This is a genomic window from Streptomyces sp. NBC_00289 (genome assembly GCF_041435115.1).
In the GTDB taxonomy this organism is placed as follows: domain Bacteria; phylum Actinomycetota; class Actinomycetes; order Streptomycetales; family Streptomycetaceae; genus Streptomyces.
On sequence record NZ_CP108046.1, the window covers coordinates 6,745,603 to 6,771,152 of the forward strand.

21 protein-coding genes and 2 tRNA genes are annotated in these 25,550 nt (G+C 70.5%); 19 read left to right on the forward strand and 4 right to left on the reverse strand.

Annotation, left to right across the window (positions count from 1 at the left end; genetic code table 11):
- Positions 1–156: 156 nt before the first annotated feature.
- Both OG985_RS30565 and OG985_RS30570 read left to right on the forward strand, forming a co-directional pair.
- Positions 157–2,298, forward strand: coding sequence for a hypothetical protein (locus OG985_RS30565; protein ID WP_371671567.1), 2,142 nt, complete (start codon positions 157–159; stop codon positions 2,296–2,298).
- Positions 2,299–2,557: 259 nt separating this feature from the next.
- Positions 2,558–3,781 carry a glycosyltransferase family 2 protein gene (locus tag OG985_RS30570; protein ID WP_371671568.1) on the forward strand — a complete coding sequence of 408 codons (1,224 nt, stop codon included), beginning with the start codon at positions 2,558–2,560 and terminating at the stop codon, positions 3,779–3,781.
- Positions 3,782–3,981: 200 nt separating this feature from the next.
- Here OG985_RS30570 and OG985_RS30575 read toward each other — a convergent pair whose 3' ends face one another.
- The gene (locus OG985_RS30575; RefSeq protein WP_371671569.1) at positions 3,982–5,391 is read right to left on the reverse strand and encodes a polysaccharide pyruvyl transferase family protein; all 1,410 of its coding nucleotides are present in this window, start codon (positions 5,389–5,391) and stop codon (positions 3,982–3,984) included.
- A 215-nt stretch (positions 5,392–5,606) separates the two neighbouring features.
- On the opposite strand from OG985_RS30575, the gene proB reads away from it, so the two are divergent.
- The 5 genes from proB to OG985_RS30600 all read left to right on the forward strand — a co-directional run bounded on the left by proB (position 5,607) and on the right by OG985_RS30600 (position 10,624).
- A complete protein-coding gene (gene proB, locus OG985_RS30580; protein ID WP_371671570.1) occupies positions 5,607–6,734 on the forward strand; it encodes a glutamate 5-kinase in 1,128 nt (375 codons plus the stop codon).
- Between the two features lie 208 nt (positions 6,735–6,942).
- Positions 6,943–7,401, forward strand: coding sequence for a hypothetical protein (locus tag OG985_RS30585; protein WP_371674538.1), 459 nt, complete (start codon positions 6,943–6,945; stop codon positions 7,399–7,401).
- Positions 7,402–7,462: 61 nt separating this feature from the next.
- Entirely contained in the window at positions 7,463–8,749 is a 1,287-nt protein-coding gene (locus OG985_RS30590) for a glutamate-5-semialdehyde dehydrogenase (protein ID WP_371671571.1), read from the forward strand.
- Between the two features lie 134 nt (positions 8,750–8,883).
- The gene (locus tag OG985_RS30595; RefSeq protein ID WP_371671572.1) at positions 8,884–9,453 is read left to right on the forward strand and encodes a hypothetical protein; all 570 of its coding nucleotides are present in this window, start codon (positions 8,884–8,886) and stop codon (positions 9,451–9,453) included.
- Between the two features lie 100 nt (positions 9,454–9,553).
- Entirely contained in the window at positions 9,554–10,624 is a 1,071-nt protein-coding gene (locus OG985_RS30600) for a hypothetical protein (RefSeq protein WP_371671573.1), read from the forward strand.
- Between the two features lie 30 nt (positions 10,625–10,654).
- On the opposite strand, the gene OG985_RS30605 is transcribed toward OG985_RS30600, so the two are convergent.
- Positions 10,655–11,764, reverse strand: a complete 1,110-nt coding sequence (locus OG985_RS30605; RefSeq protein WP_371671574.1) for a M48 family metallopeptidase — start codon at positions 11,762–11,764, stop codon at positions 10,655–10,657.
- A gap of 113 nt (positions 11,765–11,877) precedes the next feature.
- Here OG985_RS30605 and OG985_RS30610 point away from each other — a divergent pair, with 113 nt between their 5' ends.
- The 9 genes from OG985_RS30610 to OG985_RS30650 all read left to right on the forward strand — a co-directional run bounded on the left by OG985_RS30610 (position 11,878) and on the right by OG985_RS30650 (position 17,295).
- Positions 11,878–12,039 carry a hypothetical protein gene (locus OG985_RS30610; RefSeq protein ID WP_371671575.1) on the forward strand — a complete coding sequence of 54 codons (162 nt, stop codon included), beginning with the start codon at positions 11,878–11,880 and terminating at the stop codon, positions 12,037–12,039.
- Between the two features lie 109 nt (positions 12,040–12,148).
- Entirely contained in the window at positions 12,149–12,313 is a 165-nt protein-coding gene (locus OG985_RS30615) for a hypothetical protein (RefSeq protein WP_192583393.1), read from the forward strand.
- An 82-nt stretch (positions 12,314–12,395) separates the two neighbouring features.
- Positions 12,396–13,133, forward strand: coding sequence for a nicotinate-nucleotide adenylyltransferase (gene nadD, locus OG985_RS30620; protein WP_371671576.1), 738 nt, complete (start codon positions 12,396–12,398; stop codon positions 13,131–13,133).
- 16 nt (positions 13,134–13,149) lie between these two features.
- Positions 13,150–14,946 (forward strand): LytR C-terminal domain-containing protein, encoded by a 1,797-nt coding sequence (locus tag OG985_RS30625; protein WP_371671577.1) that lies wholly within the window; start codon positions 13,150–13,152, stop codon positions 14,944–14,946.
- A gap of 116 nt (positions 14,947–15,062) precedes the next feature.
- Positions 15,063–15,506 (forward strand): ribosome silencing factor, encoded by a 444-nt coding sequence (rsfS, locus tag OG985_RS30630; RefSeq protein WP_371671578.1) that lies wholly within the window; start codon positions 15,063–15,065, stop codon positions 15,504–15,506.
- Complete coding sequence (locus OG985_RS30635) at positions 15,503–16,177, forward strand: histidine phosphatase family protein (RefSeq protein WP_371671579.1); 675 nt, start codon at positions 15,503–15,505, stop codon at positions 16,175–16,177. The genes rsfS and OG985_RS30635 overlap by 4 nt, the downstream gene beginning before the upstream one ends.
- A gap of 107 nt (positions 16,178–16,284) precedes the next feature.
- A tRNA-Ala gene (locus OG985_RS30640) sits at positions 16,285–16,357 on the forward strand.
- A 496-nt stretch (positions 16,358–16,853) separates the two neighbouring features.
- The gene (locus OG985_RS30645; RefSeq protein ID WP_003976229.1) at positions 16,854–17,087 is read left to right on the forward strand and encodes a hypothetical protein; all 234 of its coding nucleotides are present in this window, start codon (positions 16,854–16,856) and stop codon (positions 17,085–17,087) included.
- Between the two features lie 135 nt (positions 17,088–17,222).
- Positions 17,223–17,295: transfer RNA gene (locus tag OG985_RS30650), tRNA-Ala, on the forward strand.
- Positions 17,296–17,425: 130 nt separating this feature from the next.
- Here OG985_RS30650 and OG985_RS30655 read toward each other — a convergent pair.
- Positions 17,426–19,036 (reverse strand): NADH-ubiquinone oxidoreductase-F iron-sulfur binding region domain-containing protein, encoded by a 1,611-nt coding sequence (locus OG985_RS30655; protein WP_371671580.1) that lies wholly within the window; start codon positions 19,034–19,036, stop codon positions 17,426–17,428.
- The gene (locus tag OG985_RS30660) at positions 19,033–20,262 is read right to left on the reverse strand and encodes a cytochrome b/b6 domain-containing protein (protein WP_371671581.1); all 1,230 of its coding nucleotides are present in this window, start codon (positions 20,260–20,262) and stop codon (positions 19,033–19,035) included. Before OG985_RS30660 ends, OG985_RS30655 begins: the two co-directional genes overlap by 4 nt.
- Positions 20,263–20,767: 505 nt before the next feature.
- Here OG985_RS30660 and leuS point away from each other — a divergent pair.
- The 3 genes from leuS to OG985_RS30675 all read left to right on the forward strand — a co-directional run bounded on the left by leuS (position 20,768) and on the right by OG985_RS30675 (position 25,476).
- On the forward strand, positions 20,768–23,647 hold the full coding sequence (leuS, locus tag OG985_RS30665; protein ID WP_371671582.1) for a leucine--tRNA ligase: 2,880 nt from the start codon (positions 20,768–20,770) through the stop codon (positions 23,645–23,647).
- 176 nt (positions 23,648–23,823) lie between these two features.
- Positions 23,824–24,558, forward strand: a complete 735-nt coding sequence (locus OG985_RS30670) for a hypothetical protein (RefSeq protein WP_371671583.1) — start codon at positions 23,824–23,826, stop codon at positions 24,556–24,558.
- Positions 24,559–24,630: 72 nt separating this feature from the next.
- Positions 24,631–25,476 (forward strand): DegV family protein, encoded by an 846-nt coding sequence (locus OG985_RS30675; protein ID WP_371671584.1) that lies wholly within the window; start codon positions 24,631–24,633, stop codon positions 25,474–25,476.
- Positions 25,477–25,550: the final 74 nt, after the last annotated feature.

Sequence of the window (25,550 nt, forward strand, 5' to 3'; positions counted from 1 at the left end):
AACAGCAAATAGCCTTCCGTTATTCAGGCCTCTGTGGCTGCCCGTTCGTCGAGCATTCACAGGGGCCTGAATCCGTAAACTCCCGGAGCCTTCACCATTCGCTTTCCGGACTTTTTCGGCTTTGACAACCGGCACCCCTCCCAGAGCAGGTTCTCCGTGATATCCACCGCTATTCGCGTGGCCCGGGTGGGCAGCGCGGCCGAGCTGGCCGCGGCGGTCCTCATGATGCTGGGCTACCCCTGCCTCATGCTGGCCGCCCTTGTCCCGAGCGTCCCCGCCTTCGCAGCCGCGACCGCCGTGACGTACCTCGCGGACCATTTCCTGCATCGCAGGAACAGTTACCTGGTCAGCCGCCTCAGCAAGGTGCGGGCCGGCCTGTCGATCCGCTTCCTGATCCGACAGCTGCTCCTGATCCTGCTGCTGGCCCGCCTCGACCTCTCGGACGGTCTGGTCTTCTACGGGGCGATCGCCTGCTTCATCGCCTTCTACGGCCTCCAGGCCCCGCACGGCGCGCTGGTCACCCTGATCCGCAACCGCCGCCGGATGCCGGTGGCCACCCGCAACGTCGACCTGGCCGCGCGTATCCGCATCCCGGACGCCCCGCCGCGGGGCCTGCTGAACCGCTCCGCGGAGAAGATGCTCCACCTCGACCTCGCGGCGGTCGTCGGCATGCTGGTCGCCGGGGCCGCCGACTCGGCTGTGGCGGCCTTCGTCGGCATAGGCGTGACGCTGTTCCTGGGCACCCTCTACGTCGTCGCACTGATGCCGTACGTGCGCGGCAGCAAGGTGCCGCCGAACGCCGAACGGGTGCTGGCCGCGGTGGACGAGTGGCTGGGCGACTACCGGCCGCAGACGGTGCTCTACTTCTCCGGCTCCAAGGACTCCACCTACCAGGTCAACATGTGGCTGGAGACCATGGAGCAGCTGGAGTCGCGGCCGCTGATCCTGCTGCGTGAGCGCGTCATACTGCAGAACCTGGCGCCCACCACGGTCCCCGTCATCTGCGTGCCCGGAGGGGTGCACCTGATGAACATGGACCTGTCCACGGTGCGCGTCGCGCTGTACGCGGCCAACGTCGGCAAGAACATCCACCTGCTGCGCGTCCCGACCATGAAGCACGTCTTCATCGGCCACGGCGACAGCGACAAGCTCGCCAGCGTCAACCCGTTCAGCAAGGTGTACGACGAGGTGTGGACCGCGGGCCGGGCCGGCCGCGACCGCTACGCCATCGCCGACGTCGGCGTCCGCGACGACGACATCGTGGAGGTCGGCCGCCCCCAGCTCGCGCCGATCCGGACCGCTCAGGCAGCCGCCGAGAGTGCCCGCGGCGCGGCCGCCGACGGCGACTGCCCGACCGTGCTGTACGCCCCGACCTGGGAGGGCTGGGACGACAACCCCGGCAACACCTCCATCCTGCTCGCGGGCGAGAACATCGTGCGGAAGCTGGTGCAGGCGGACCCGCCGGTCCGTGTCCTGTACAAGCCGCACCCCTTCACCGGCACCCGCAGCGCCCTGGCCGGCGCCGCGCACCGCCGGATCACCGCCCTGATCGAGAAGGCGGCCGCCGAGCGCGCCGCCGACCCGCGTTTCACCACCGACGCGACCGTCCAGGCCGAGGCCAAGGCGGAACTCGCCCGCGTCCAGGCCCGGATCGCCGAACTGTCCGGCAGCGGCGACGAGAAGGGCGACGAGGCGGAGGCCTCCCGCGACGGTCTGGTCGACGTCAAGAAGCACGAGGAGATCGCCCGGCTGCGCACCGAGTGGAACGACGCCTACTGGCGTTCCTTCGGCAGCTGGGAGCACCGGGTCATCACGGGCGCGGAACCGCGTCTGTACGACTGCTTCAACGTCTCCGACGCGATGGTCTCCGACATCTCCAGCGTGGTCTCCGACTTCATCGCGAGCGGCAAGCCGTACGCGGTCACCGACTCCGCGGAGCTCGGCGTGGAGGAGTTCAAGCGGCAGAACACCGCGGTGCGCGCCGCGGTGATCCTCTCCAACAGCGCGGCCGAGCTGGACGGACTGCTCGCGGCGGTCCGTGACCCCGCGTCCGACCCGCTGGCCGAGGACCGCGGCGAGCTGAAGCAGTACCTGCTCGGCCCGGACGAGCCGACGTCCATCGTCCAGTTCGACACCGCGGTGAAGAACCTGGCGATCAAGGCCGACACCCGCAACGTCGGCCAGGACGCGCGGATCGCCTCCGCCGGCGCCGAGGAGGCGGAGGAGCTGGCAGACGCGATGCCCGTGCCGCGGGCCGCCTCGACGCCCGGCGACCCGGACGGGGTGGCCGCCGGCTGACCGCCTCGGCTCGTGTACCAAGGGCTCGGCCCCCGGGAGTGCTTCCCGGGGGCCGAGCCCTTTCGCTGTTCTCGTCCTCGCTTTACCGTTCCGGCCGTCGCTCTTACCCGCCCCGCCTACCGTGGACACAGGACTTCCGATCACCGCGTGACCTGGGTCACGAAACGGTGGAGCGCAGGCAACCAGCCACCGCGACGGATCGTCTTCCAGGTAGCCAATGGCCGGATTCAGGGGGATTGTTCCATGACTAGGGGGAAGAGTGACCCTGCCGCAACCTGACGTCAGCGTGATCATCGGGGCGTACGAGGCGATGCCGTATCTGGTCGACTGCCTCGCCTCGGTTCAGGCCCAGACCCTCGACCCGGCGCGCATCGAGGTCATCGCGGTCGACGACGGCTCGACGGACGGCACGGGGGAGTACCTGGAGGAGTTCGCGGAGCGCGCTCCCCTGCCGGTCACGGTGATCCGGCAGGAGAACTCGGGCGGCCCCAGCGGTCCGCGCAACGTCGGTCTCGGCAAGGCCGCCGGCCGCTACGTCTTCTTCCTCGACGCCGACGACCGGCTCGGCCCCGAAGCCCTGGAGCGGATGGTCGCCACCGCCGACCGCAACGGCACGGACGTGGTCGTCGGCCGGGTCGAGGGCGTCAACCGCACCGCGCCCAAGTCGATGTGGGGACAGAACCTGGACCGTACGGACGTCTTCTCCTCCAACATCAAGTTCACGCTCAGCGCGCAGAAACTCTTCCGCCGCGCCCTGCTGCAACGCCACGGCATGCGGTTCGACGAGTCCCTGTGGACCGGCGAGGACGCGCTGTTCACGATGGAGGCCTACCTGCGGGCCGACGGCGTCTCCGTCATCGCCGACCACACCTGCTACTACCTGGTGGGCCGCGAGGACGGCAAGCACGTGACGAAACGGGGGAGTTACACCCTGCGCTTCGACTCCGCCCGCGCGCTGATGCGGCTCATAGCCGAGATGGTCCCGCCGGGCCCCGGGCGCGACACACTCATGGTCCGCCCCTTCGTCGTCACCCTTCTGCCGCAGTTCGGACCCAAGTACCTCAAGGACGGCGAGAAGGTCCGGCGCAACAAGTTCACGCTGGCGAAGCCCCTGATGGAGGCCTACTGGAACGACGAGGTCGCCCGCCGCCTCAAGGTCCACGAGCGCCTGCGGCTGCACCTGGTCGCCACCGGCCGGCCCGAACTCCTCCCAGAGGTCGTGGCGTTCGTCCGGGCCAAGAAGTCACCCGCCCCCGTCCTCGAACGCAAGGGCAGCCGCCTCTACCTGGCCTACCCGCACTTCCGCGACGAGGCGGCCGGCATACCCGACACCGTCTACCTCGCCCCACCCCGCGAGGCCCGCGCCTTCCCGGGCTACCGGGAGGACCGGCTCGACTCCCTGGTGCGCCGGGTGGCCCGCAGGGCCCGCCGCATCCTGCCCTCGCGCGACGACGGCCCCGGGGACCGGGCGGCAGCGGCATGACCCGCCGGCCGTACGACCGTCAGGAAGCGGTCGGCACGGCGCCCCCGGGTGCGGACAGGCAGCCGTCCCGGGCACGCCTCCTGTCTCCGGGTGGCCCGGCCGGGTCGAGTTCCCCGGGCAGGACGCACGCGTGCGCGTGCCGACCGCTGGTCGGCACGCGCACGCGTGTCTGCCCGGAAGGCACCCGGGCGGGGGAACTGCTAGTCGCGACCCGGCTGCAGGCGGCGCAGCGGACGACCGACGGCACGACGGGCGCGGCGGTAGACCGAGCTCGACGACGCGTCCTGGGACGGCTTGAGGGACACCACGGTCTGCTTGGGAATCGCCTTGGCCCGCGCCACGTCCCGCTTCAACTGCGCGTTGTCCTTCGACAGTTGCGTGATACGGCTCTCCAGGAAGCCGAACCGCGTGGTGATCGACGTGAGGTCGATGTCGTTCCAGGGGCCAATGCCCGCCGGGAAGGACAGCTTCCGCATGCGGGCCTCGAAGGCCGCGCCGCCGTCGCCGTGCGTGAACGTGTTCCGCAGGCCGTTCTTGTCCAGGAAGCCCGTGAAGCGCTCGAAACGCTCCTGGTGGCCGCTGGACAGCTTGGTGAAGTCGGCCTCCTCGTACAGCCGCGCCGGGTCCAGGTCCTCGGGGATCTGGTCGATGCGCTGGTGCGGGATGTCGAAGTAACGGCACAGCTCCAGCGTCCGCGAGTCGGCGGTCAGCACCGTCGCGGGGGTGCCCGCGAGCAGCGCCGCGATGTTGCCGTGGATGCGGGAGCCGAAGGAGAAGTCGAAGTCGCGCAGGTCGTCGATCCAGGTGACCGGATCGATGTAGATGCGGACCTTGTCCTCCGCGTACATCGGGTGGTCCGGGTGCGACGGCATCCCCTTGACCTTGCCGTTGGAGTGCGACAGGTCCCGCCAGTGCAGCTGCTTGGCGTCACTGAGGTTCTGGGCGATGTACCGCAGGTTCGGGTAGCGGGCGTGGGTACGGCGGATGACCTGGTCCAGGCCCTGGGTGCGCACCGCGCTGTGGGAACCGTTGATCGCGATCCGGGAGTCGGCGCTCAGCGCCGACGGGCCCTTGCGCACCGCGAGTTCCTTGCCGTACATGAAGAGGGACGGGCAGCCGATGACCTCGACGTCCCGGAAACCCATGTCCTTCAGGTACCGCTCGGTGAACTCGCCGCGCACGCCGATGCTGGCGCTGCGGTCGAGCACCGCGGCGACGAACTCGCGTACCGAGGGCTCCATGGCCTTCAGTCGGTCCGGGTTGTAGTCGAGCGAGGACTGGGCCCCCACCCCGACCACGACGACCGGGATCTTCAGCTTGGTGATGAGCCGCGTGAGCTTCTGCAGCGCGGGCTCGAACGACAGCCGGAAGGCGTTGGCGAGCGGTACGACGAACGCGTCGTACTCCTCGTTGATCCGCCCTGCCGCGGCCGGGTCGATCCGCATGCGGTTCGAGACGACCTCGGTGTCGGGAGTCTCGAGGATCTTGTGTGCGGCGTCGCTGAAGATCAGGTTGCCGGAGTTGGTGGCGATGACGTCGCGGTGGAGGGCTTCCTCCACAGGGACGACGTCGTAGGGGCTCTTCCCCGATCTGAGGAGTATGCGCTTCACGTGGCGAACTGTAGGTGACACAAACTTCAGATTAAATTTGAACCCTCTTTGATTTCTATGAGCAACCTGCACAACCTTTTTGCCATATGCGGTGCGTGAGTGAGCAGTTACAGCTGCGGTATGTCCGCGAGATGGACCGACGCGCGGCCCCCGCCCCGCTTCGCGTAGATTGCCGGGAGGACGGCCAGGACCTACGCGAGGGGACAAAAACCAAGGTGGCAGGGGCAAGGCAGGCCGTGAACGAGGCCCGCAGGATCGTCGTCAAGGTGGGCTCCTCGTCGCTGACCACCGCGACCGGTGGCCTGGACGCCGACCGGGTCGACGCGCTCGTCGACGTCCTCGCCAAGATCCGCAGCGGCGGAGAACGTGAGATTGTTCTCGTTTCCTCCGGAGCCATCGCCGCCGGCCTCGCACCGCTGGGTCTGCGCCGCCGCCCCAGGGACCTCGCCCGCCAGCAGGCCGCTGCCAGCGTCGGCCAGGGACTGCTGATGGCCCGCTACACCGCCTCCTTCGCCCGCTACGGCGTGCGCGTCGGCCAGGTCCTGCTCACCTCCGACGACATGAGCCGGCGCTCCCACCACCGCAACGCCTCCCGCACCCTCGACAAGCTCCTCGCGATGGGCGCCCTCCCGGTCGTCAACGAGAACGACACCGTCGCCACCGACGAGATCCGCTTCGGCGACAACGACCGGCTCGCCGCCCTCGTCGCCCACCTCGTCCGCGCCGACCTGCTGGTGCTGCTGTCCGACATCGACGGCGTCTACGACGGCGACCCCACCAAGCCGGGCACCTCGCGGATAGCGGAGGTGCGGGGACCCGCCGACCTCGCGCACGTCGACATCGGCAGCGCCGGCAAGGCGGGCGTCGGCACCGGCGGCATGGTCACCAAGGTCGAGGCCGCCCGGATCGCGGCCGCCGCGGGCATCCCCGTGGTGCTGACCAGCGCCGTCCACGCGGCGGACGCGCTCACCGGCGGCGACACGGGCACCTACTTCCACTCCACCGGCAAGCGCTCCGCCGACCGGCTGCTGTGGCTTCAGCACGCCTCCACCCCGCAGGGCTCGCTGACCCTCGACGACGGAGCCGTGCGCGCGGTCGTGGAGGGCCGCAAGTCGCTGCTGCCGGCCGGAATCGCCGGGCTGGAGGGGGAGTTCAGCGCGGGCGATCCGGTCGAGCTGCTCGACGGCGAGGGGCGCGCGGTGGCCCGCGGGCTCGTCAACTTCGACGCCAAGGAGATCCCTCGGCTGATCGGCCGCTCGACCCGGGAACTGGCCCGTGACCTGGGGCCGGGGTACGAGCGCGAGGTCGTCCACCGGGACGACCTGGTGCTTCTGCAGCCCTGAGCGGACCCGGCACCGGACCGGACAGGTGCCCGAGGCACCCGAAAACGGGGTGAACGCCCCGGTGGAGGCGTCGCCCTGAGGTGGACGTTCCGCAAAACCGCCCCACGAGCCCTTGCGGCCTGCTCAACTTTGTCTCAGGGACCCATTGAGCACGAGCACTGCCCGCGCACTGCTCGACCGTTGTGTAAAGGAGGCCGTCGTGAGACGAGTGCGCCCTGGGGCGGCGGCGTCCCGCGGTGGTGCTACCGCCCGCGCGGTCGGCGAAGAGCGGGCCCTGACGAGCGTCGCGGCCGGCGACCGGTACGAGGGCGAGCAGCCCGAGGACCTGCCGCGGCTGTGGCACATCACCCTCAGCGTCTCCGGCGACGAGGCCCCGCTCAAGGAGGTGCGGCGCGCCCTCGAGCAGCTCGCGCACGACCACCCCTTCCTCCTGACCAGCAGATACGCCAACGACCACGCGGAGATCCGCTACTGGGAGGAGGCGCGCGACCTGCACGACGCGGCCGCCGTCGCCCTGCGTCTGTGGGGCGAGCACCGCCAGACCGCGGGACTGCCGCCGTGGGAGATCGTCGGCCTGGAGGTCATCGACCGCCAGACCTACCACCAGCGCATCGCCGAGGGGTACGGTCCGGCACCTGCCACCCCTGTCGGGGTTCACCCCTTTTGAGCCTGTCTCGCGCTGTGGAACGACCGGTGTACGCGCCCGCCCGGCGCACTACCCTTTGCTCATGACCACGCTCTCTCCGTACGACTCCATGTCCCCGGTCACCCGGGCCGCCTACCGCGCCAAGGCCGCCGCCGCCGACCTCGCGCCGCTGCCGCGGGCCGAGAAGGACGACGCGCTGCTCGCCGTCGCGGACGCGTTGGAGGTCCGTACGAGCGAGATCGTCGAGGCCAACGCCAAGGACATCGCCAAGGCCCGCGAGGCCGGCACCAGCGAGGCCATCATCGACCGGCTCACCCTGACCCCCGAGCGGGTGCGCGCGATCGCCTCCGACGTACGGGACGTCGTCGCCCTGCCCGACCCGGTCGGCGAGGTGGTCCGCGGCTCGACCCTGCCCAACGGCATCGACCTGCGCCAGGTCCGTGTCCCGCTCGGCGTCGTCGGGATCATCTACGAGGCCCGCCCGAACGTCACCGTGGACGCCGCCGCCCTGTGCCTGAAGTCCGGCAACGCGGTGCTGCTGCGCGGCTCGGCCTCGGCGTTCGAGTCGAACAGCGCCCTGGTCCGGGTGATCCGCGACGCCGTGGGCGGGGCGGGGCTGCCCGCCGACGCCGTACAGCTGGTGCCCGGCGAGAGCCGTGAGAGCGTGCGCGAGCTGATGCGCGCCCGCGGTCTGGTGGACGTGCTCATCCCGCGCGGCGGCGCCTCGCTGATCCAGACCGTCGTCTCGGAGTCCATCGTCCCGGTCATCGAGACCGGCACCGGCAACTGCCACGTCTACGTCGACGCCCAGGCCGACCTCGACATGGCGGTCGACATCCTGATCAACTCCAAGGCGCAGCGTGTCAGCGTCTGCAACTCCGCCGAGACCCTCCTCGTCCACCAGGACATCGCCCCCGAGTTCCTGCCGCGCGCCCTGGACGCCCTCGCGGAGGCCGGGGTCACCGTGCACGCCGACGAGCGGGTCCTCGCCTACGCCAAGGACTCCAAGGCCACCGTGGTGGAGGCGACCCCGGAGGACTGGGAGACCGAGTACCTCTCCTACGACATCGCCGCCGCCGTCGTCGACTCGCTCGACAAGGCCGTCGAGCACATCCGGCTGTGGACCTCCGGTCACACCGAGGCCATCGTGACGACGTCCCAGCAGGCCGCCCGGCGCTTCACCCAGTTGGTCGACTCCACGACGGTCGCCGTCAATGCCTCCACCCGGTTCACCGACGGCGGGCAGTTCGGCTTCGGCGCGGAGATCGGCATCTCGACGCAGAAGCTGCACGCGCGGGGCCCGATGGGGCTGCCGGAGCTGACCAGCACCAAGTACATCGTCACCGGCGACGGGCACATCCGGCGCTGATGGCGGCGGAAGGCGCAGGCGCCCGTCCACGGGGCGCAGGCGCGCCCCGTCGGGCCGGGACGGCGGCGTCTCGCCGACCGGACGAATTTCCCCGTCGCCTGCCCAAAACGACCCCCCAGGTCTACTCTGGATCCGTGCCGGAGGACGTGGGGGGCATGCCGTTCCCAGACGGCTGGGAGCCCGACGACGACCACGACCGCGGGGTGCCGGACGAAGAGTTCGCCTCCGTGGTCTTCGACGAGGCCTTCGTACAGGCGGCCGTGGTGCACGAGCCGACCGCCGTCGAACGCCTCCTGGCCGCCGCCCGGGCGAGAGCGGAGGCCTCCGAGGCCGAGACACGCCGGGCGCTCGGCAGAGGCGAACGCTACGAGCACGGGTTCGGCCCCGACGGACCGTTCGGTCTCGGGCATGATCCGGACCTCGACGACCCGGACGACGCCGACGTCCTCGAAGGGCGCTACGGCGCCTCCGGCAAGCAGGTCCGCTGGCACCGCCCCGTCGCCTGGATGCTGGCTGTCGTGATGGGTGTCGGCATGGTCGCGCTGGCCTTCGCGGCGGTCTACCGGGGCGCGTCCTCGGGCGGCAGCCGGGACCGGGTCCCACCGCCCGCCTCGACCGGACTGGAGCAGGGCAGCGCCGCGGCGCCCTCCGCCTCCGCCGACTTCTCCCGGCCGACCGTCTCGGCGTTCCCGCGCACGCCCTGACCCGAGTCGGCGGGCTCCCGCGCATTCCTGGTGAGAACCTGTCAGAAGTTGTCGCACAGCGGGGCGTTTACCTGAGCTCCCGGAGACCTACCCTGAAGATATGGGAGGGCCTGGAGAACCACCTGAGGGGGCACCCGAGGGCGGCCCCGGTGGTGGAGAGGACGAATACCGATCCGTCGTCTTCGACGAGTCGTTCGTCCGCGCTGCCCGCCTCCAGGAGTTCTCCGCGCAGGAGCGCATGGCCGACCACGCGCCCGCCGTACGCCGCCGCCCGCCCCTCCGCCGGGGCCTGTCCCGGCAGGTGCTGGTCCTGGTCCTGCTGATCGCCGTCGCCTTCGGCACCGCGATCTACATGGGCGTACGGCACCCCTACCAGGACCCCGCCGTCCGGCAGCCCGTGGAGCCGCTGCGGATGACCGTCATCCCGCTCACCCCCGGCGGCACGGTTCCCGGCCACGTCACGCCCGAGTACCTGTACGCGCACAGCCCCGCGGCGCAGTTCCGCGTCGGCGCCGAGGGCATCCCGCTGCCCGCCTCCCGGAGTACCGCGCACTTCTCGGACAGCCAGGTCGTCGGTGCCCTGACCACCGCCAAGGACTACATCGTCCGGTCCTCGCTCTACCCCGAGGTCATCGCCGGCCGGCAGGTCCGTCCCGTGCGGGTGCTCCTCGACACGGACCAACTCGACCAGTTCGACGAGAGTTTCGCCCATCCGGCCGCCGACGGACGGCACGCGCCGACCGGCTGGCTGGTGCGCTTCGACCCGGCCGGCGCCGAGCTGGCCGACCCCAAGATCCGGGTCCAGGGCACCCTCCAGGCCGCCGAGACCGACTCCTCCACGCTCGAGGTCACCGCGGACCACACCTTCGTGTACGCCCTCCGGCCGGCCGGCGCCGACAGCGGGGCCAAGGCCTCGCTGTTCACCGTCCGGCGCGAACTGCACTTCCGCTTCGACCGCGACGACCTGCGCCTGCACACGGCCCAGCTCGTCGTCTCGTACGTCCAGGCCGGCCCTCTGTCCTGCGCCGAGGACTCGACGAACCACCTGCGCCCGCTGCTCGCCGGCCAGACCGCGAAGGCGGGCGGCCCGGCCGGCACGGACCCGTACGCGACCGGCAGCGCCACGGCCCTGTGCGGTTCCCTCGCGACGAGCGCCCAGCCCAGGGTGTGAGGCGGGTGTGAACCACGCGGTCCGTCGCGGTCAGTCGCCCTCGCGCGGCGGCGGGTCCGACGGGGGCTGCTCGGTCGGCGGCCCGTCCTGCGGTGCGGAGTTCGAGAAGCCGCCGAATCCGCGCCGCACCCGGCCGCCGAGGTCCCCGGCCCCGCCGGCGATGTCGGTGACCAGCTTCATCAGCGGGTCCTTGGAGCTCTTGACCTGGGTGGAGTAGCTCGCCGCCGACTCCCGGAAGGAGTCCGCGACCGAGGTGTCCTTGTCCTCGCTGCGCCGCGGGTAGTGGCCGTCCATGATCCGCTGGAAGTCGCGGGACTCGGACCACTTCTTCAGCTCCGCCGCCCGCACCGTGGTGAAGGGGTGGGAGCGGGGCAGCACGTTGAGGATCTTGAGCACGGAGTCGCGCAGGTCGCCCCCCGACTCGTACTCCTCCGCCTGGTCGAGGAACGCGTCCACGTTCATCTCGTGCAGGTGGTTGCCGCCCGCGATCTTCATCAGGCCGCGCATCGAGGCCCGCAGGTCCTGCCCGACCAGGAGGCCCGCCCGGTCCGCGGACAGCTCCGACTTGCGGAACCACTCGCGCAGCGCGGTCACGATCGCCATGATCGCGAGGTTGCCCAGGGGTATCCAGGCGACCTTGAGGGCCAGGCCCGTCAGGAAGAGCAGGATGGTCCGGTAGACGGAGTGGCCGGACAGCGCGTGGCCCACCTCGTGCCCGACGACCGCCCGCATCTCCTCCTCGTCGAGCAGCTCGACGAGCCCCGTGGTGACGACGATGATCGGCTCGTCCAGGCCGATGCACATCGCGTTCGGCTGCGGGTCCTGGGTGACGTACATCGGTGGGACCTTCTCCAGGTCCAGGATGTAACAGGCGTCCCGCAGCATGTCGTTGAGGTGCGCGAACTGCCGCTCCGAGACGCGCACGGAGTCGGACAGGAACAGCAGCCTGAGGCTGCGCTCGGGCAACAGTCCGCTCAGTGCCTTGAAGACCGTGTCAAACCCGCTCAGCTTGCGCAGCGCCACCAGCGCGGAGCGGTCGGCCGGGTGCTCGTACGCCCGCGAGGAGATCCCCGCGAAGCGCCTGCGCTGCCTGCTCGGCACCTGCTCGTGCCCGTTCTGCTCGTGGCCGTCGTCGGACATGTCTTCCCCCCATGTGCGTCTGTGTGGCCGTCTGCGGCCCTGCCCGCCCCCGAAGCAGGCCCCAGCCTAGGCGGAGATACCGTGGGCGGGCAGTACAGCGAAGGAGCCCAGCCATGGAGCACAGTCCCGCAGCCGCCTGGCTCACCGAGGCCGCGAGCGCCGCCGAGCAGCAGGGGGCGGGCAATCTGCTCCGGGTCGTCCTGATCGTGATGATCGTGGGCTGTGTCCTGACCGCGTGGTTCCTGCTGCGGGGGTACAAGCGGAAGGACGACTGAGGCCGCGGGAAGGTTCCCAACGGTGGAGTCGGCGTGATCGCCCCCGAGCTGCCCGCTTACCATGAGCCGACATCTTTATCCCGCCCACACCGGATAGGTCCTGACGAAGATGAGCTTCCACAGCACCGCTGCCCAGTTGGTCACCCTTGCCGCCGAGGGCGAGGAGCACGGCGGCAACCACGAGAGCCTCAGCCCCTACCTCACCGGCGGCGGCGCGCTCTTCGTCCTGCTGCTCCTGCTGTGGATCACCACCCGCTTCAACCGCGACCGCTGAGTCCGGCAAAGGCCCCTTTCCGGGCCGTCCCGGGGGATCTCCCGGCCGGGCCTCTCAGGCCGGGCCGGTAGGGTCTGCACGCATGGGAGAGCAGGACATGCCTACCGGTCCGGCGAACGACGCGGCGAACGGTGCGGACGACGAGCCGGTGAGCGGTGCCAAAAACCCCTCGGTGAGCGGCGGTGTCGGGAGCCGTTCGGTGAGAGGCCCGCGCAACGGCCCGGCCAGCCCGGGCAAGCGCCGCCTGGGCGTCATGGGCGGAACGTTCGACCCGATCCACCACGGGCACCTCGTGGCGGCCAGTGAGGTCGCCGCGCAGTTCCACCTCGACGAGGTGGTGTTCGTCCCGACCGGTCAGCCGTGGCAGAAGACCCACCGCGCGGTCTCACCGGCCGAGGACCGCTACCTGATGACGGTCATCGCCACCGCCGAGAACCCGCAGTTCTCGGTCAGCCGGATCGACATCGACCGCGGCGGCCCGACCTACACCGCGGACACCCTGCGCGACCTGCGCGCGCTCAACCCCGACACGGATCTCTTCTTCATCACGGGCGCCGACGCCCTCGGACAGATCCTGACCTGGCGGGACACGGAAGAACTGTTCTCCCTGGCGCACTTCGTCGGAGTCACCCGGCCGGGCCACGTCCTGTCCGACGCCGGCCTCCCGGAGGGCGGTGTCTCGCTCGTCGAGGTGCCCGCCCTGGCCATCTCCTCCACGGACTGCCGTGCGAGGGTCGCCAAGGGTGACCCCGTCTGGTACCTGGTGCCGGACGGCGTTGTGCGCTACATCGACAAGCGTGAGCTGTACCGCGGCGAGTGAGCCGAGAGGGGCACCGGTGAACGACCGACACGACGCGGGCTACGAGGGCGACCCCTACGAGATCGTCGGCTACGACGAGTACGGCCGCCCCGTCTACCAACAGGTCCCGCCGCAACAGGCTCCGCAGCAGCCGTACGACCCGTACGCGCAGCAGAGCTACGGCTACGACCCGTACGCGACGGGCTGGCAGCAGCCCGCGCCTTCCTACGACCCCTACGGCACGGGCCCGCAGACGGCCGTACCGCAGTACGACCCCTACGCCACCGGCGCGCAGCAGACCGGCGGCCCCACCACGGCGTACGACCCCTACGCCACCGGCGCGCAGCAGACCGGCGGCCCCACCACGGCGTACGACCCCTACGGCCAGACCGCCACCAGCGGCCAGCAGCCCGGCGTCGCCGAGCAGACCGCGTACATCCCGCAGCAGGCGGGCCCGCCCGGGACGCCGGAAGCCCCGGCCCGCCCCGCACCCGACCACGGCGAGCCGCGGGGCGAGTACGGGACCGCGGCCGGACCGGAGCACTCCGCCGAGCCCGAACGGGACTACCGCACCGAGCAGTTCGCCTTCGTCGAGGACCCCGACACGGAGTCCGAGGACGTCATCGACTGGCTGAACTTCACCGAGAACCGCACCGAGCGCCGGGAGGAGGCCAAGCGCCGGGCCCGCGGCCGCATGGTCGCCCTGGTCGTCGCCCTCGCCCTGGTCGCGGTCGGCGGGGTCGGTTATCTCTGGTACGCCGGGAAGCTGCCCGGCCTGTCCTCGTCCGACACGAAGACCAACGCCGCCACGGCCGCGGGCGCCCAGAAGCGGGACGTGATCGTCGTCCACCTGCACAACACCAGGAAGGGCGGCACCTCCACGGCGCTGCTCGTCGACAACACCACCACCAAGCAGGCCACCACGGTCCTGCTGCCCAACTCCCTCTCCCTGACCGACGACGACGGCTCCACGACCACCCTCGCCAAGTCCGTCGACGACGACGGCTCCTCGGGGACGCGCGACGCCCTCGACACCGTCCTCGGCACCGACATCCAGGGCACCTGGCGGCTGGACACCCCGTACCTGCAGAACCTCGTCGACCTCGTCGGCAACATCGAGGTCGACACCAACGCCGACGTGCCCGACCCGGCGGCCAAGAAGGGCACCTCGCCCCTCGTCCACAAGGGCGAGGCCCAGACACTCAGCGGCAAGGCGGCCGTCGCCTACGCCACCTACCGTGCCACCGGCGAGGCCCAGAACGCCCAGCTGGAGCGGTTCGGGCAGGTCATGCAGGGCGTGATGCGCAAGCTGTCCTCCGACCCGGCGGGCGCGACCACCACCGTCCAGACGCTCGCCCAGATCCTCGACCCGTCGCTGACCGACAAGGACCTCGGCACCTTCCTCGCCAAGCTCTCCGACCTCGCCAAGGGCGGCGACTACAAGACGGCCCTGCTGCCCGTGCAGACCGACGGCACGCTCAGCGCCGAGACCAGCGCCAGCGTCGTCAAGGACGTGCTCGGCGGGACCGCGAAGAGCCCCGACCAGGGCACCTCGGTCCGGGTCTCCGTGCAGAACGCCAGCGGCACCAAGGACAACACGGAGAAGGCCCGCGTGGTGCTCCTCAACGGCGGCTTCACCTTCCTGGGGGGCGGTACGGCAACCACCCGGGCCGCGTCCGAGGTCGTCTACACGGACGCCGCCGACAAGGAGAACGCCACCGAGGTCGCCAAGACCCTGGGCCTGCCCACCGGCTCCGTGACCAAGGGCAAGGTCACCTCGAACGCGAACGTCTCGGTGATCCTCGGCCAGGACTACACGCCCTCCTCGTCCTAGGCCCCTGTCCGCCCACGCGGCGAACGGCGCCCCACGTGATCCACTCATCACGTGGGGCGCCGTCGGCTGTCCGTGAGACCCTTGACATCCAGTGCCCGCCGACGGAAAGCCATGTAGTGACCGCGACCGACCGCTCTCTCGAGCTCATCACCACCGCCGCACAGGCGGCCGCCGACAAGCTCGCCCACGACGTCATCGCCTACGACGTCAGTGACGTCCTGTCGATCACGGACGCCTTCCTGTTGGCGTCCGCGCCCAACGACCGCCAGGTCAAGTCGATCGTCGACGAGATCGAGGAACGGCTCCAGAAGGAACTCGGCGCCAAGCCGGTGCGCCGCGAGGGCGACCGCGACGCCCGCTGGATCCTGCTCGACTACGTGGACATCGTCGTCCACGTCCAGCACAGCGAGGAGCGTGTCTTCTACGCCCTGGAGCGGCTGTGGAAGGACTGCCCCGAGCTGGAACTGCCCGCCGACGCCAAGGCGACCCGCGGCAAGGGCGAGGAGCACGCCAAGGTGCGGTCCGACGAGGACGCCGAGGAGTTCGGGGAGCTGCGGTGACTGCCCCCTCCGCAGCCGGGGCCGGCCGCGGGGGCGGCCGGGGCCGTCGCGTCATCCTCTGGCGGCACGGCCAGACGTCGTGGAACGTGGAGCGCCGTTTCCAGGGCACCACGGACGTCGAGCTCACCGAGACGGGCATCGGCCAGGCCCGCCGCGCGGCCCGGCTGCTCGCCTCGCTGAAGCCCGACGCGATCGTCGCCTCCGACCTCCGCCGGGCCGCGAACACCGCCGCCGAGCTCGCCGAGCTCACCGGCCTCGAGGTCACCCACGACGAGGGCCTGCGCGAGACCTACGCGGGCGTCTGGCAGGGCCTGACGCACGACGAGATCATCGCCCGGCACGGCGACGAGTACGCCGCGTGGAAGCGCGGTGAGCCAGTGCGCCGCGGCGGCGGCGAACTGGAGTCGGAGGTCGCCGACCGTGCCGCCCCGGTGGTGCTCCGGCACGCCGAGAAGCTGCCCGAGGAGGGCACGCTCGTCGTGGTCAGCCACGGCGGCACGATCCGCACCACCATCGGCCGCCTCCTCGGTCTGGAGGCCCGCCACTGGGAGAGCCTCGGCGGCCTCTCCAACTGCTGCTGGTCGGTGCTCGGCGAGGGCGCCCGCGGCTGGCGTCTGCTCGAGCACAACGCCGGCACCCTCCCGGAGCCGGTGCTCGGCGACGACGACTGAGCGGCCCGGACCGGGCGTCGCTCGGGACCGGGACCCGGATTTCACTTTCCGGCAGGTCGCAGGCTAAAGTTCTTCTTGTTCGCCCCCGCCGAGCGGGAAGAACACGCGGGGCTATAGCTCAGTTGGTAGAGCGCCTGCATGGCATGCAGGAGGTCAGGAGTTCAATTCTCCTTAGCTCCACACATCGACACTCCGTTGAGTTGTCAAAGATCGGTTTCACGAAGATCCCGTCCCCTTCCGGGGGGCGGGATTTCTCATTCCGCCGACGGTCACCCGCACAGGGCAGCCGCACACTGTGTCCGATCCGACTTGAGTCACTCGGGCCTCCGGGGCGTATACCTCTGCGGAGGCGCTGTTGGCGTGCACGTTCACGCCGGCCGGGACCGCCGCGGCGGGTGCCGTGTCCGGACTGGTACTGAGGCGTCGCTGACCGTATTGGTCCGGTCGTGGCAGAATCAAACGGCCGGAAGGGGGCGCGGCCCGACGGGAGGGAGCAGTGATGCCTGCGAGCATCATCGATGAGGTCGGCCACCTCCTCGATGCAGCGTCGACTCGGGACACGGTCACCCGTCTCAGCTGCCCTTCCTGCGGATCTGTCCGGGTCGCCCAAGTCCTCGGGGACAACGGGGGAATCTCCTACGTGTGCACGGCCTGCGGCCACAGCTGGAGCTGATCGATGGGTGCACACAGGCGAAAGTGCGACTGGTGTGGCAGCGGCACACCCATTGTCCGGGACATGGAACCGGTGAACCCCGACTACCAGTACTGGTGCGAGGAATGCGCGCGGGCGCTGATCATAAAGGGCGACCCGATCGAGACGTACCGTGAACTGGAGGGCGAGCCGATCTACGGCCGGCTCCTCGAAGAGCACTGCACGCTCAAGCGGTTCTACTCCTTCGTCACGGCCTGACGCCGACCCCGCGAACGGCGTCACAAGGGCCGCGTACGGCCCGTATCCGTCCAGAACGGAAACGATTTGGTGCTGCACCCGGTGGACCGTGTAATGTTGGCGTCGCCGCCGGGGAAGCCGGGCGGAACACCACGAGGGGCTATAGCTCAGTTGGTAGAGCGCCTGCATGGCATGCAGGAGGTCAGGAGTTCAATTCTCCTTAGCTCCACAGACGTCGAGGGCGGGTCATCCGAATCGGATGGCCCGCCCTCGTCATGTGTACGACGCGGACACGGAGTTGTACGCCTGTGCGGCTCAGCGGTGGGCGGCCCGAGCCGGGCGGCCCACCGCCCCCGTGTTCAGCGGCCCAGAGCGCGGCGTCCGCGGCCCTGGGAGAGCACCGGGAGGTTCCGGGACGGCGCCTGTGAGCGCGTGTCCTCCTCCAGGCGCAGGGCGAGCGCCGGGCAGCGGCGTACCGCCCGCAGGGCCTTCGCCTCCGCGTACTGCGGCACCTTCGCCTGCGCCACCGTCGGGAAGCCGTCGGCGCCCAGCTGGAAGACCTCCGGGAGGATGTCCGCGCACAGGCCGTGGCCACGGCACAGCGTCCAGTCGACGAAGATCTTCTGGCGGCTGCCACCGCCGTCGTCCGCCGGCGCGCCGCTCGTGATGCCCGCGGGGGTCATGCCGGCCTCGAAGAGCGGCAGAACGCCCTCCACGGGCCGTCCACAGCCGTTGCCGAGGACATGCGCCGCGAGGTCGTCGGTGAACGCCTTGATGGTGGACTCCAGGAACATCGCGGAGCCGTCCGGGTGCGAGCACGCGCCACGCCGCTTGACGTTCTTGGCGACCTGCTTGAGCGCCTCCAGGGCGGCCGGGCCGCCGCCGTTGATGATGTCCTCCATGCCGCGTGCGGCGGCCGGCAGGCCGAGGTAGCAGGGACCGCACTGTCCCGCGCTCTCGTCCGCCAGCCACTGCGCCACGCGCAGCGACTCGCCCAGCGGGCAGGTCTCCTGGCTGATCGGCAGGATCGCGCCCGCGCCGAGGGCCCCGCCCACCGCGTCCAGGGAGTTACGGGAGACCACCGCCTCGTTGACCGTCGCCGCGTCGATCCACTTGCCGTGGTAGCCGCCGGTCAGCACGCCCTGCGGAACCGGCGGGGCGCCGGCCAGCTGGAGGACGTAGCGCAGCGGGACGCCCGTGGGGACCTCGATCACCATCGGACGGGCCACGGCACCCGAGACCGTCAGCAGGACGGTGCCGGGCTCGTCGTACAGGCCGGTGTTGCCGTAGCGCTCCGGGCCGATGCGGGCGGCGATGGCCAGCTGGGCGAAGGTCTCGGCGTTGGACAGCAGGGTCGGCGCGCCGCCCACGCCGGTCTGTGAGGCGCTGACCTTGCGGCCGGGCGGGATCGCCGGACCGCCGTCGATCGAGCGGATCAGCGAGGCGGCGGCACCGGTGACCATCCGGATCGGGTTGCGCTGCACACTCGCGCGCAGCGCCGACCGGCGCCCGTTGCTCAGGCCGCGCTCGGCGAGCGCGGCCTCCATGGAGCGCTGGGTCGATTCGCGGGTGACCCCCACCACGAGCGTGCGGGCACCCAGCGCCTCCGCGACCAGCAGGGCACCGTCCAGGATGAGGTGCGGGGCACGGTTGATCAGCACCGTGTCCTTGCGGCAGGCCGGCTCGTCCTCACTGCCGTTGACGACGACGACCGGCCGTACGCCGCGTTTGATCGCCGCCTCGGCGACCGAGCGCAGCTTCTTGTGGAAGGGGAAACCCGCGCCGCCGCGGCCCTTCAGGTTGATGTTCTCGGCGAGCTTCGCGAGCTGCTCGCCGCCCAGGGGTTCGAGCGGCCCGTGCACCTTGAGGTGCATGGGCAGATCGAGCCTTTCGACAAGGTCGAAACCCGACGTGAGCTGAGGAAGTCCGACCACGCGGACCTCTGGGACGTCGGGCAGGGCCTCGTTCACTTAAAGCCTCCGGAAGGCGTGTTCCAAGGTTCGCCCGAACCCGGTGCGTCGTAGTCGTAGGAAGCACCGGGCAGTGTTTCAGTGGCGGGACCGCTGTTGTACGTGTCGTTCGGGTTATACGTGCCATAGGCACTGTTCGACTCACCCGTGTCGTACATGTCACTCGTCCCGTACCCGGCCGCGCCCGAACTGCCATAGGTCGGGATGTTGTATCCGGTGTCCTGCATCGGGTCGTAGGCCGACGGGGGCGCCTCGCCCACGGGCGGCGGCGAGGGGATCGGCCAGCTGCCGGACGTGCTGCCCGAACCGTCCATGCGCGGGATCGCCTCGGTGGGCTGCATGTCCATCGGCGTGTTCATCCAGGCGGTCTGGTCGGCGGCGGCGAAGGGCTGCTGGGGGCGCTGCGGCGTCGACACGGCCCGGTAGGCGGCCGCGAAGCCGTTCGCGGGCTCCGGGGCCGGGGGCTGCGCCGCCGGTGCGTCGAAGCGGGACCCGCCGCCGCGCGGTGGCCCGCCGCGCTGGTTCTCGTAGCCGGGGAGCGCGGACTCCGCCACCCTGGCGCGGCTCGCGTCCAGACCCTCGCGGCCCGGCCGCTCCTCGGAGCCCAGGACCGCGGCGATCCGGTCGGCGACCCTGCGCTTGACCGGCCGGGGCGCCGCGCGCAGGGCGAGGGCCGCGGTGACCCCGAGCAGGCACATGCCGTACATGATCACGAAGATCGGCTTCGCCGCGCGACCCGCGTAGAGCCCGTGGATGAGAGCGGCGCACCAGGCCGGGTAGGCCAGCATGTGCATGGCTCGCCAGCGGGCTGCCACCGGGGCCGGGGAGGCGAACTTGCTGCGCAGCGCGCCGGTGATGCCGACGAAGATCATGAGCAGGCCGGCCAGGGAGCCGAGTCCGATGAGGCCGGCGCTACCGGTGACGCCGAGGGAGAAGGGGAGTACCGCGGCGATCAACTGGGTGTGATCCAGCGCGATCTTGGTGGTGAGGTGCAGCAGCAGGAACGCGATCGAGGCGACCGCGGTCGTCCGGTGCACCGCCTGGCCGATGATCCGCTGACGTGTGTTCAGGAAGATCCGGTCCTGGGCGACGAGACCCCAGATGACCGAGCAGCTGAGCGACACCAGTGACAGGACGCCCGCGCCGAAGTTCAGGAAGTCGCGGAACCTGTCACCTCCTACCAGCACCACCACGGGTATCAGGAGCAGGACGACAGCCGACGCCATCCCGTAGGCCGACCGGCCTGTCCGGGGAAGCGAGCTGTTACTACGACGATCGTTCATGGGGGCAACTCCGAGCAGTTCGGGAAAGCGGTCCCGTTGCCGCACTCTAGGTGGCGCCATACCGGTGAGTACGAGGTTTTGGTTATTGCGTTGTTATCAAACGACCACGGTGTCGTTGCGATGTCCTTTACTGGCTGTTACGCGAAGTAACCTTTGACCTTGGTTCAGTTTTTGTCGGGCGATGCCGACGAGTCCCGTGGGGCGTACGGGGGCGGCACCCGGTGCCAAGGAGGCATACGTAAGCGCGTGGCCGCGTGCTCAACGCCTGCGGTACCCTAACGCCATGCGTGCCGTACGCCTTCTGCTTAGCGAGCCGCGCTGATCAGTCCCGACCGCCGGACAGCCGGCTGGTGCGGAATCGGCGCGGCGTCCCCTCCTGTGCGAGGGGATTTTTCATTTCTTGATGTCGCAGCCGCAGGCAGAGACGATCGATGGAGCTTTGAGGATCATGAGCGAGACGAACCCCGCTGCCGCCTCCGAGGCGGTCGCGCCGCACCGCTACACGGCCGCCATGGCGGCCGAGATCGAGGCACGCTGGCAGGACTTCTGGGACGCCGAGGGCACCTACGCCGCCCCGAACCCCAAGGGTGACCTGGCGGGCGACCCCGAGCTGGTCGCCAGGCCCAAGAAGTTCATCATGGACATGTTCCCCTACCCGTCGGGGGCCGGCCTGCACGTCGGCCACCCCCTGGGCTACATCGCCACCGACGTCTTCGCCCGGTTCCAGCGGATGACCGGCCACAACGTCCTGCACACCCTGGGCTTCGACGCCTTCGGCCTGCCCGCCGAGCAGCACGCCGTGCAGACCGGCGAGCACCCTCGGATCACCACCGAGGCGGCCATCAACAACATGAAGTCCCAGCTGCGCAGGCTGGGCCTGGGCCACGACAAGCGCCGGTCGTTCGCGACGATCGACCCGGACTACTACAAGTGGACCCAGTGGATCTTCCTGCAGATCTTCAACTCCTGGTACGACGTCGAGGCCGACAAGGCCCGCCCGATCGCCGAGCTGGTCGCCCAGTTCGAGAGCGGTGACCGTGCCGTACCGGGCACCACGCGCGCGTGGGACGAGCTGAGCGCCGTCGAGCGCGCCGACGTCCTGAGCGAGTACCGCCTGGCGTACGCCTCCGACGCGCCCGTCAACTGGTGCCCCGGGCTGGGCACCGTGCTGGCCAACGAGGAGGTCACCTCCGACGGCCGCTCCGAGCGCGGGAACTTCCCGGTCTTCAAGGCCAAGCTGCGCCAGTGGAACATGCGGATCACCGCCTACGCCGACCGGCTGCTGGACGACCTGGACGCGCTGGACTGGCCCGAGGCCATCAAGCTGCAGCAGCGCAACTGGATCGGCCGTTCCGAGGGTGCCCGCGTCGACTTCCCGGTCGACGGCGAGCACATCACGGTCTTCACCACCCGCCAGGACACCCTGTTCGGCGCGACCTACATGGTGCTGGCCCCCGAGCACCCGCTGGTCGAGAAGTTCATCCCCGCCGCCTGGCCCGAGGGCACGCACGACGTCTGGACGGGCGGTCACGCCACGCCCGCCGAGGCCGTCGCCGCCTACCGAGCCCAGGCCGCCTCGAAGTCGGACGTCGAGCGGCAGGCCGAGGCCAAGGACAAGACCGGCGTCTTCACCGGCGTGTTCGCGACCAACCCGGTCGACGGCGAGCGCATCCCCGTCTTCATCGCCGACTACGTGCTGATGGGCTACGGCACTGGCGCGATCATGGCGGTCCCGGCCCACGACGCGCGTGACTTCGCCTTCGCGCGCGCCTTCGAGCTGCCGATCCGCTGCGTGGTCGAGCCCACCGACGGCCGCGACACCGACACCTCCTCGTGGGACGACGCCTTCGTGTCCTACGACGCGAAGATCGTGAACTCCTCGGGTACCGCCGTCTCCCTGGACGGTCTGGGTGTCGTCGACGCCAAGGCGCGCATCACCGAGTGGCTGGAGCGCGAGGGCATCGGCGAGGGCACCGTCAACTTCCGCCTGCGGGACTGGCTGTTCAGCCGCCAGCGCTACTGGGGCGAGCCCTTCCCCATCGTCTACGACGAGGAGGGCGTCGCCCACTCCCTGCCCGAGTCGATGCTGCCCCTGGAGCTGCCGGAGGTCGAGGACTACTCGCCGCGCACCTTCGACCCGGACGACGCGGACACCTCCCCGGAGACCCCGCTGTCCCGGAACGAGGACTGGGTCGACGTCACCCTGGACCTGGGCGACGGACGTGGCCCGCGCAAGTACCGCCGCGAGACCAACACCATGCCCAACTGGGCCGGTTCCTGCTGGTACGAGCTGCGCTACCTGGACCCGCACAACGACCGGGAGCTGGTCGACCCGGAGATCGAGCAGTACTGGATGGGCCCGCGCGAGGGACAGCCGCACGGCGGCGTCGACCTGTACGTCGGCGGCGCCGAGCACGCCGTACTGCACCTGCTGTACGCGCGCTTCTGGTCCAAGGTGCTGTTCGACCTGGGGCACGTCTCCTCGGTCGAGCCCTTCCACAAGCTGTTCAACCAGGGCATGATCCAGGCCTTCGTCTACCGCGACAGCCGGGGCATCGCGGTGCCGGCCGCCGAGGTGGAGGAGCGCGACGGCGCCTACTACTACCAGGGCGAGAAGGTCTCCCGGCTGCTGGGCAAGATGGGCAAGTCCCTGAAGAACGCGGTCACTCCCGACGAGATCTGCGCTGAGTACGGGGCCGACACGCTGCGCCTGTACGAGATGGCGATGGGCCCGCTGGACGTGTCGCGGCCGTGGGACACGCGCGCGGTGGTGGGCCAGTTCCGGCTGCTGCAGCGGCTGTGGCGCAACATCGTCGACGAGGCGAGCGGCGAGGTCACCGTCGTCGACACCGAGGCCGACGAGGAGACGCTGCGTGCCCTGCACAAGGCGATCGACGGGGTGCGCCAGGACCTGGAGGGACTGCGGTTCAACACCGCCATCGCCAAGGTCACCGAACTGAACAACCACCTGACGAAGGCGGCCGGCCCGGTGCCGCGCTCCGTCGCCGAGAACCTGGTGCTGCTGGTGGCGCCGCTGGCCCCGCACATCGCCGAGGAGCTGTGGCGCAAGCTGGGCCACACCGACTCGGTCGTCCACCAGGACTTCCCGGTCGCGAACCCGGCGTACGTCGTGGACGAGACCGTCACCTGTGTGGTCCAGGTCAAGGGCAAGGTCAAGGCCCGCCTGGAGGTCTCCCCGTCCATCTCCGGGGAGGAACTGGAGAAGGTCGCGCTGTCCGACGAGAAGGTCGTGGCCGCGCTGGACGGTGCGGGAATCCGCAAGGTCATCGTGCGGGCGCCGAAGCTGGTGAACATCGTCACGGCGTAGCTGGTGGGCGGTAGGCGGTGGGCCAGATGGTGAGCGGTCTCGTTTCGGGTCGCTGTCCTGGCTCGGGGTAGTCCCCTACGGGCAGGTTCGGGGTTTTTCTGGAACTCCGAGCCTGCCCTTTGCGTTTACCGTTGAAGTGGCGCGGCGAACGCCGCCACCGGTCGAGGAGGAGCGTTGTGGAAGCAGTGATCGCAATCGTCGCCCTGCTCTTCGTTCTCTTCCTGGCGCTCGGCGCCTATGCCACGGTGAAGGTGGTCGGCGCCGCCAAGCGGGGCGTGGACCGCACTATCACCCAGGCCCGCCGCACGGTCGAGGACCACACCCTGCGGGCCAAGTCCTTCGCGCAACCGGGACCTGTCGGCGAGATCGCCCAGCTGCGGCTGAAGCTGCGCACCTCGATGCGCGCCACCCAGGACACGCTGCACGCGGGCGTGGCCGAGGACGAGACGCTCAAGGAGTCCATCGGCCTGTTCGAGCGGCTCAGCGTGCACGGCCACGAACTCGACGGCGAGCTCAAGCGCATGGAGTCCGAGCCCGACCGGGCGACGCTGGCCCAGCGGCTGCCCTCGCTGCGTGAGCGTACCGAGCGGCTCACACACTCGGCGGACTCGCTGCGCTGGGCGGCCCGCGACCGCGCCCACCGCTTCGCGAACGACGACCTGGACGCGCTGAGCGCGCAGATCGACGTGGAGTCCGGCGCCCTGCGGCACTGGACGAAGGCGGAGCCTCCGTTGCCGCCGCCCCCTTGGCCGGAGGCGCCCGTCGCCGACCACGCCACGGTCCAGCAGACCTGGCCGCAGACGCCCCGGTCACACTCGGCCGAGGAGCCGACGTCTCCCGCCCTCGATCCGCCGGCCGACCGCCCGGTGTACCCCTGGCAGAAGAAACCCCGTCCCGAGAGCACGACTTGATCCGGACACGGCCGCCCCGGGCCGGCGGGGCCGGGCTGCCGTCCGGGCGCTACGCCAGGTAACCTCCAGCTCATGTCCCGCCATGTCGCTATCGTCACCGATTCAACGGCCTACCTGCCGCCGCGGACGATGGAGCGCCACGGCATCACCGCGGTGCCGCTGACCGTGGTCCTCGGCGACCAGGCGCTCGAAGAGGGCACCGAGATCTCGACCCGTTCGCTCGCGCAGGCACTGCAGAAGCGACGGTCGGTCACGACCTCGCGTCCCAGCCCGCAGCATTTCGCGGAGACATATCGCAAGGTCGCCGAGTCCGGCGCCACCGGCATCGTCTCCCTGCACCTGTCGGCGGAGCTCTCCGGTACGTACGACGCGGCGGTCGTCGCCGCCCGCGAGGCGGCCGTACCGGTGCGCGTGGTGGACACCGGGATGGTCGCGATGGCGCTCGGGTTCTGCGCGCTGGCCGCGGCCGAGACGGCGGAAGCGGGCGGCACGGTGGACGAAGCCGTCACGGCCGCGGAGAAACGGGCCGCCGGCACGGCCGCCTACTTCTATGTCGACACTCTCGACTATCTGCGGCGCGGCGGCCGGATCGGCGCGGCCCAGGCCCTCCTCGGGTCCGCGCTCGCCGTGAAGCCGTTGCTGCAGCTGGGCGGGGGCCGTATCGAACTCCTGGAGAAGGTACGGACGGCGTCCAAGGCCATCGCCCGCCTCGAGGAGATTGTGGCCGACCGGGCGGGCAGCGCCCCCGTCGACATCGCCGTCCATCATCTGGCGGCCCCCGACCGGGCGTCGGCCCTGGCGGACCGCTTGCGGGCCCGGGTGCCGGGGCTGGCCGACCTGCACGTGAGCGAGGTCGGTGCGGTGATCGGGGCGCACACGGGGCCCGGACTGTTGGGGGTTGTGGTCTCACCTCGGTGACGGGGCGTGATGTCCGCTCGTGTGGGTGACGGAGTTATCCACAAGTGGGCGGTTGTCCACGGGATTTGACCATG

What these genes read in the sequence shown, in the direction of transcription:
- OG985_RS30590 (WP_371671571.1), top strand. Translation starts at nt 7,463, where the DNA reads ATGACCACGCTCTCTCCGTACGACTCCATGTCCCCGGTCACCCGGGCC.
- nadD (WP_371671576.1), top strand. Translation starts at nt 12,396, where the DNA reads ATGGGAGAGCAGGACATGCCTACCGGTCCGGCGAACGACGCGGCGAAC.
- OG985_RS30600 (WP_371671573.1), top strand. Translation starts at nt 9,554, where the DNA reads ATGGGAGGGCCTGGAGAACCACCTGAGGGGGCACCCGAGGGCGGCCCC.
- OG985_RS30645 (WP_003976229.1), top strand. Translation starts at nt 16,854, where the DNA reads ATGGGTGCACACAGGCGAAAGTGCGACTGGTGTGGCAGCGGCACACCC.
- OG985_RS30615 (WP_192583393.1), top strand. Translation starts at nt 12,149, where the DNA reads ATGAGCTTCCACAGCACCGCTGCCCAGTTGGTCACCCTTGCCGCCGAG.
- OG985_RS30605 (WP_371671574.1), bottom strand. Translation starts at nt 11,764, where the DNA reads ATGTCCGACGACGGCCACGAGCAGAACGGGCACGAGCAGGTGCCGAGC.
- OG985_RS30610 (WP_371671575.1), top strand. Translation starts at nt 11,878, where the DNA reads ATGGAGCACAGTCCCGCAGCCGCCTGGCTCACCGAGGCCGCGAGCGCC.
- leuS (WP_371671582.1), top strand. Translation starts at nt 20,768, where the DNA reads ATGAGCGAGACGAACCCCGCTGCCGCCTCCGAGGCGGTCGCGCCGCAC.
- OG985_RS30675 (WP_371671584.1), top strand. Translation starts at nt 24,631, where the DNA reads ATGTCCCGCCATGTCGCTATCGTCACCGATTCAACGGCCTACCTGCCG.
- OG985_RS30660 (WP_371671581.1), bottom strand. Translation starts at nt 20,262, where the DNA reads ATGGCGTCGGCTGTCGTCCTGCTCCTGATACCCGTGGTGGTGCTGGTA.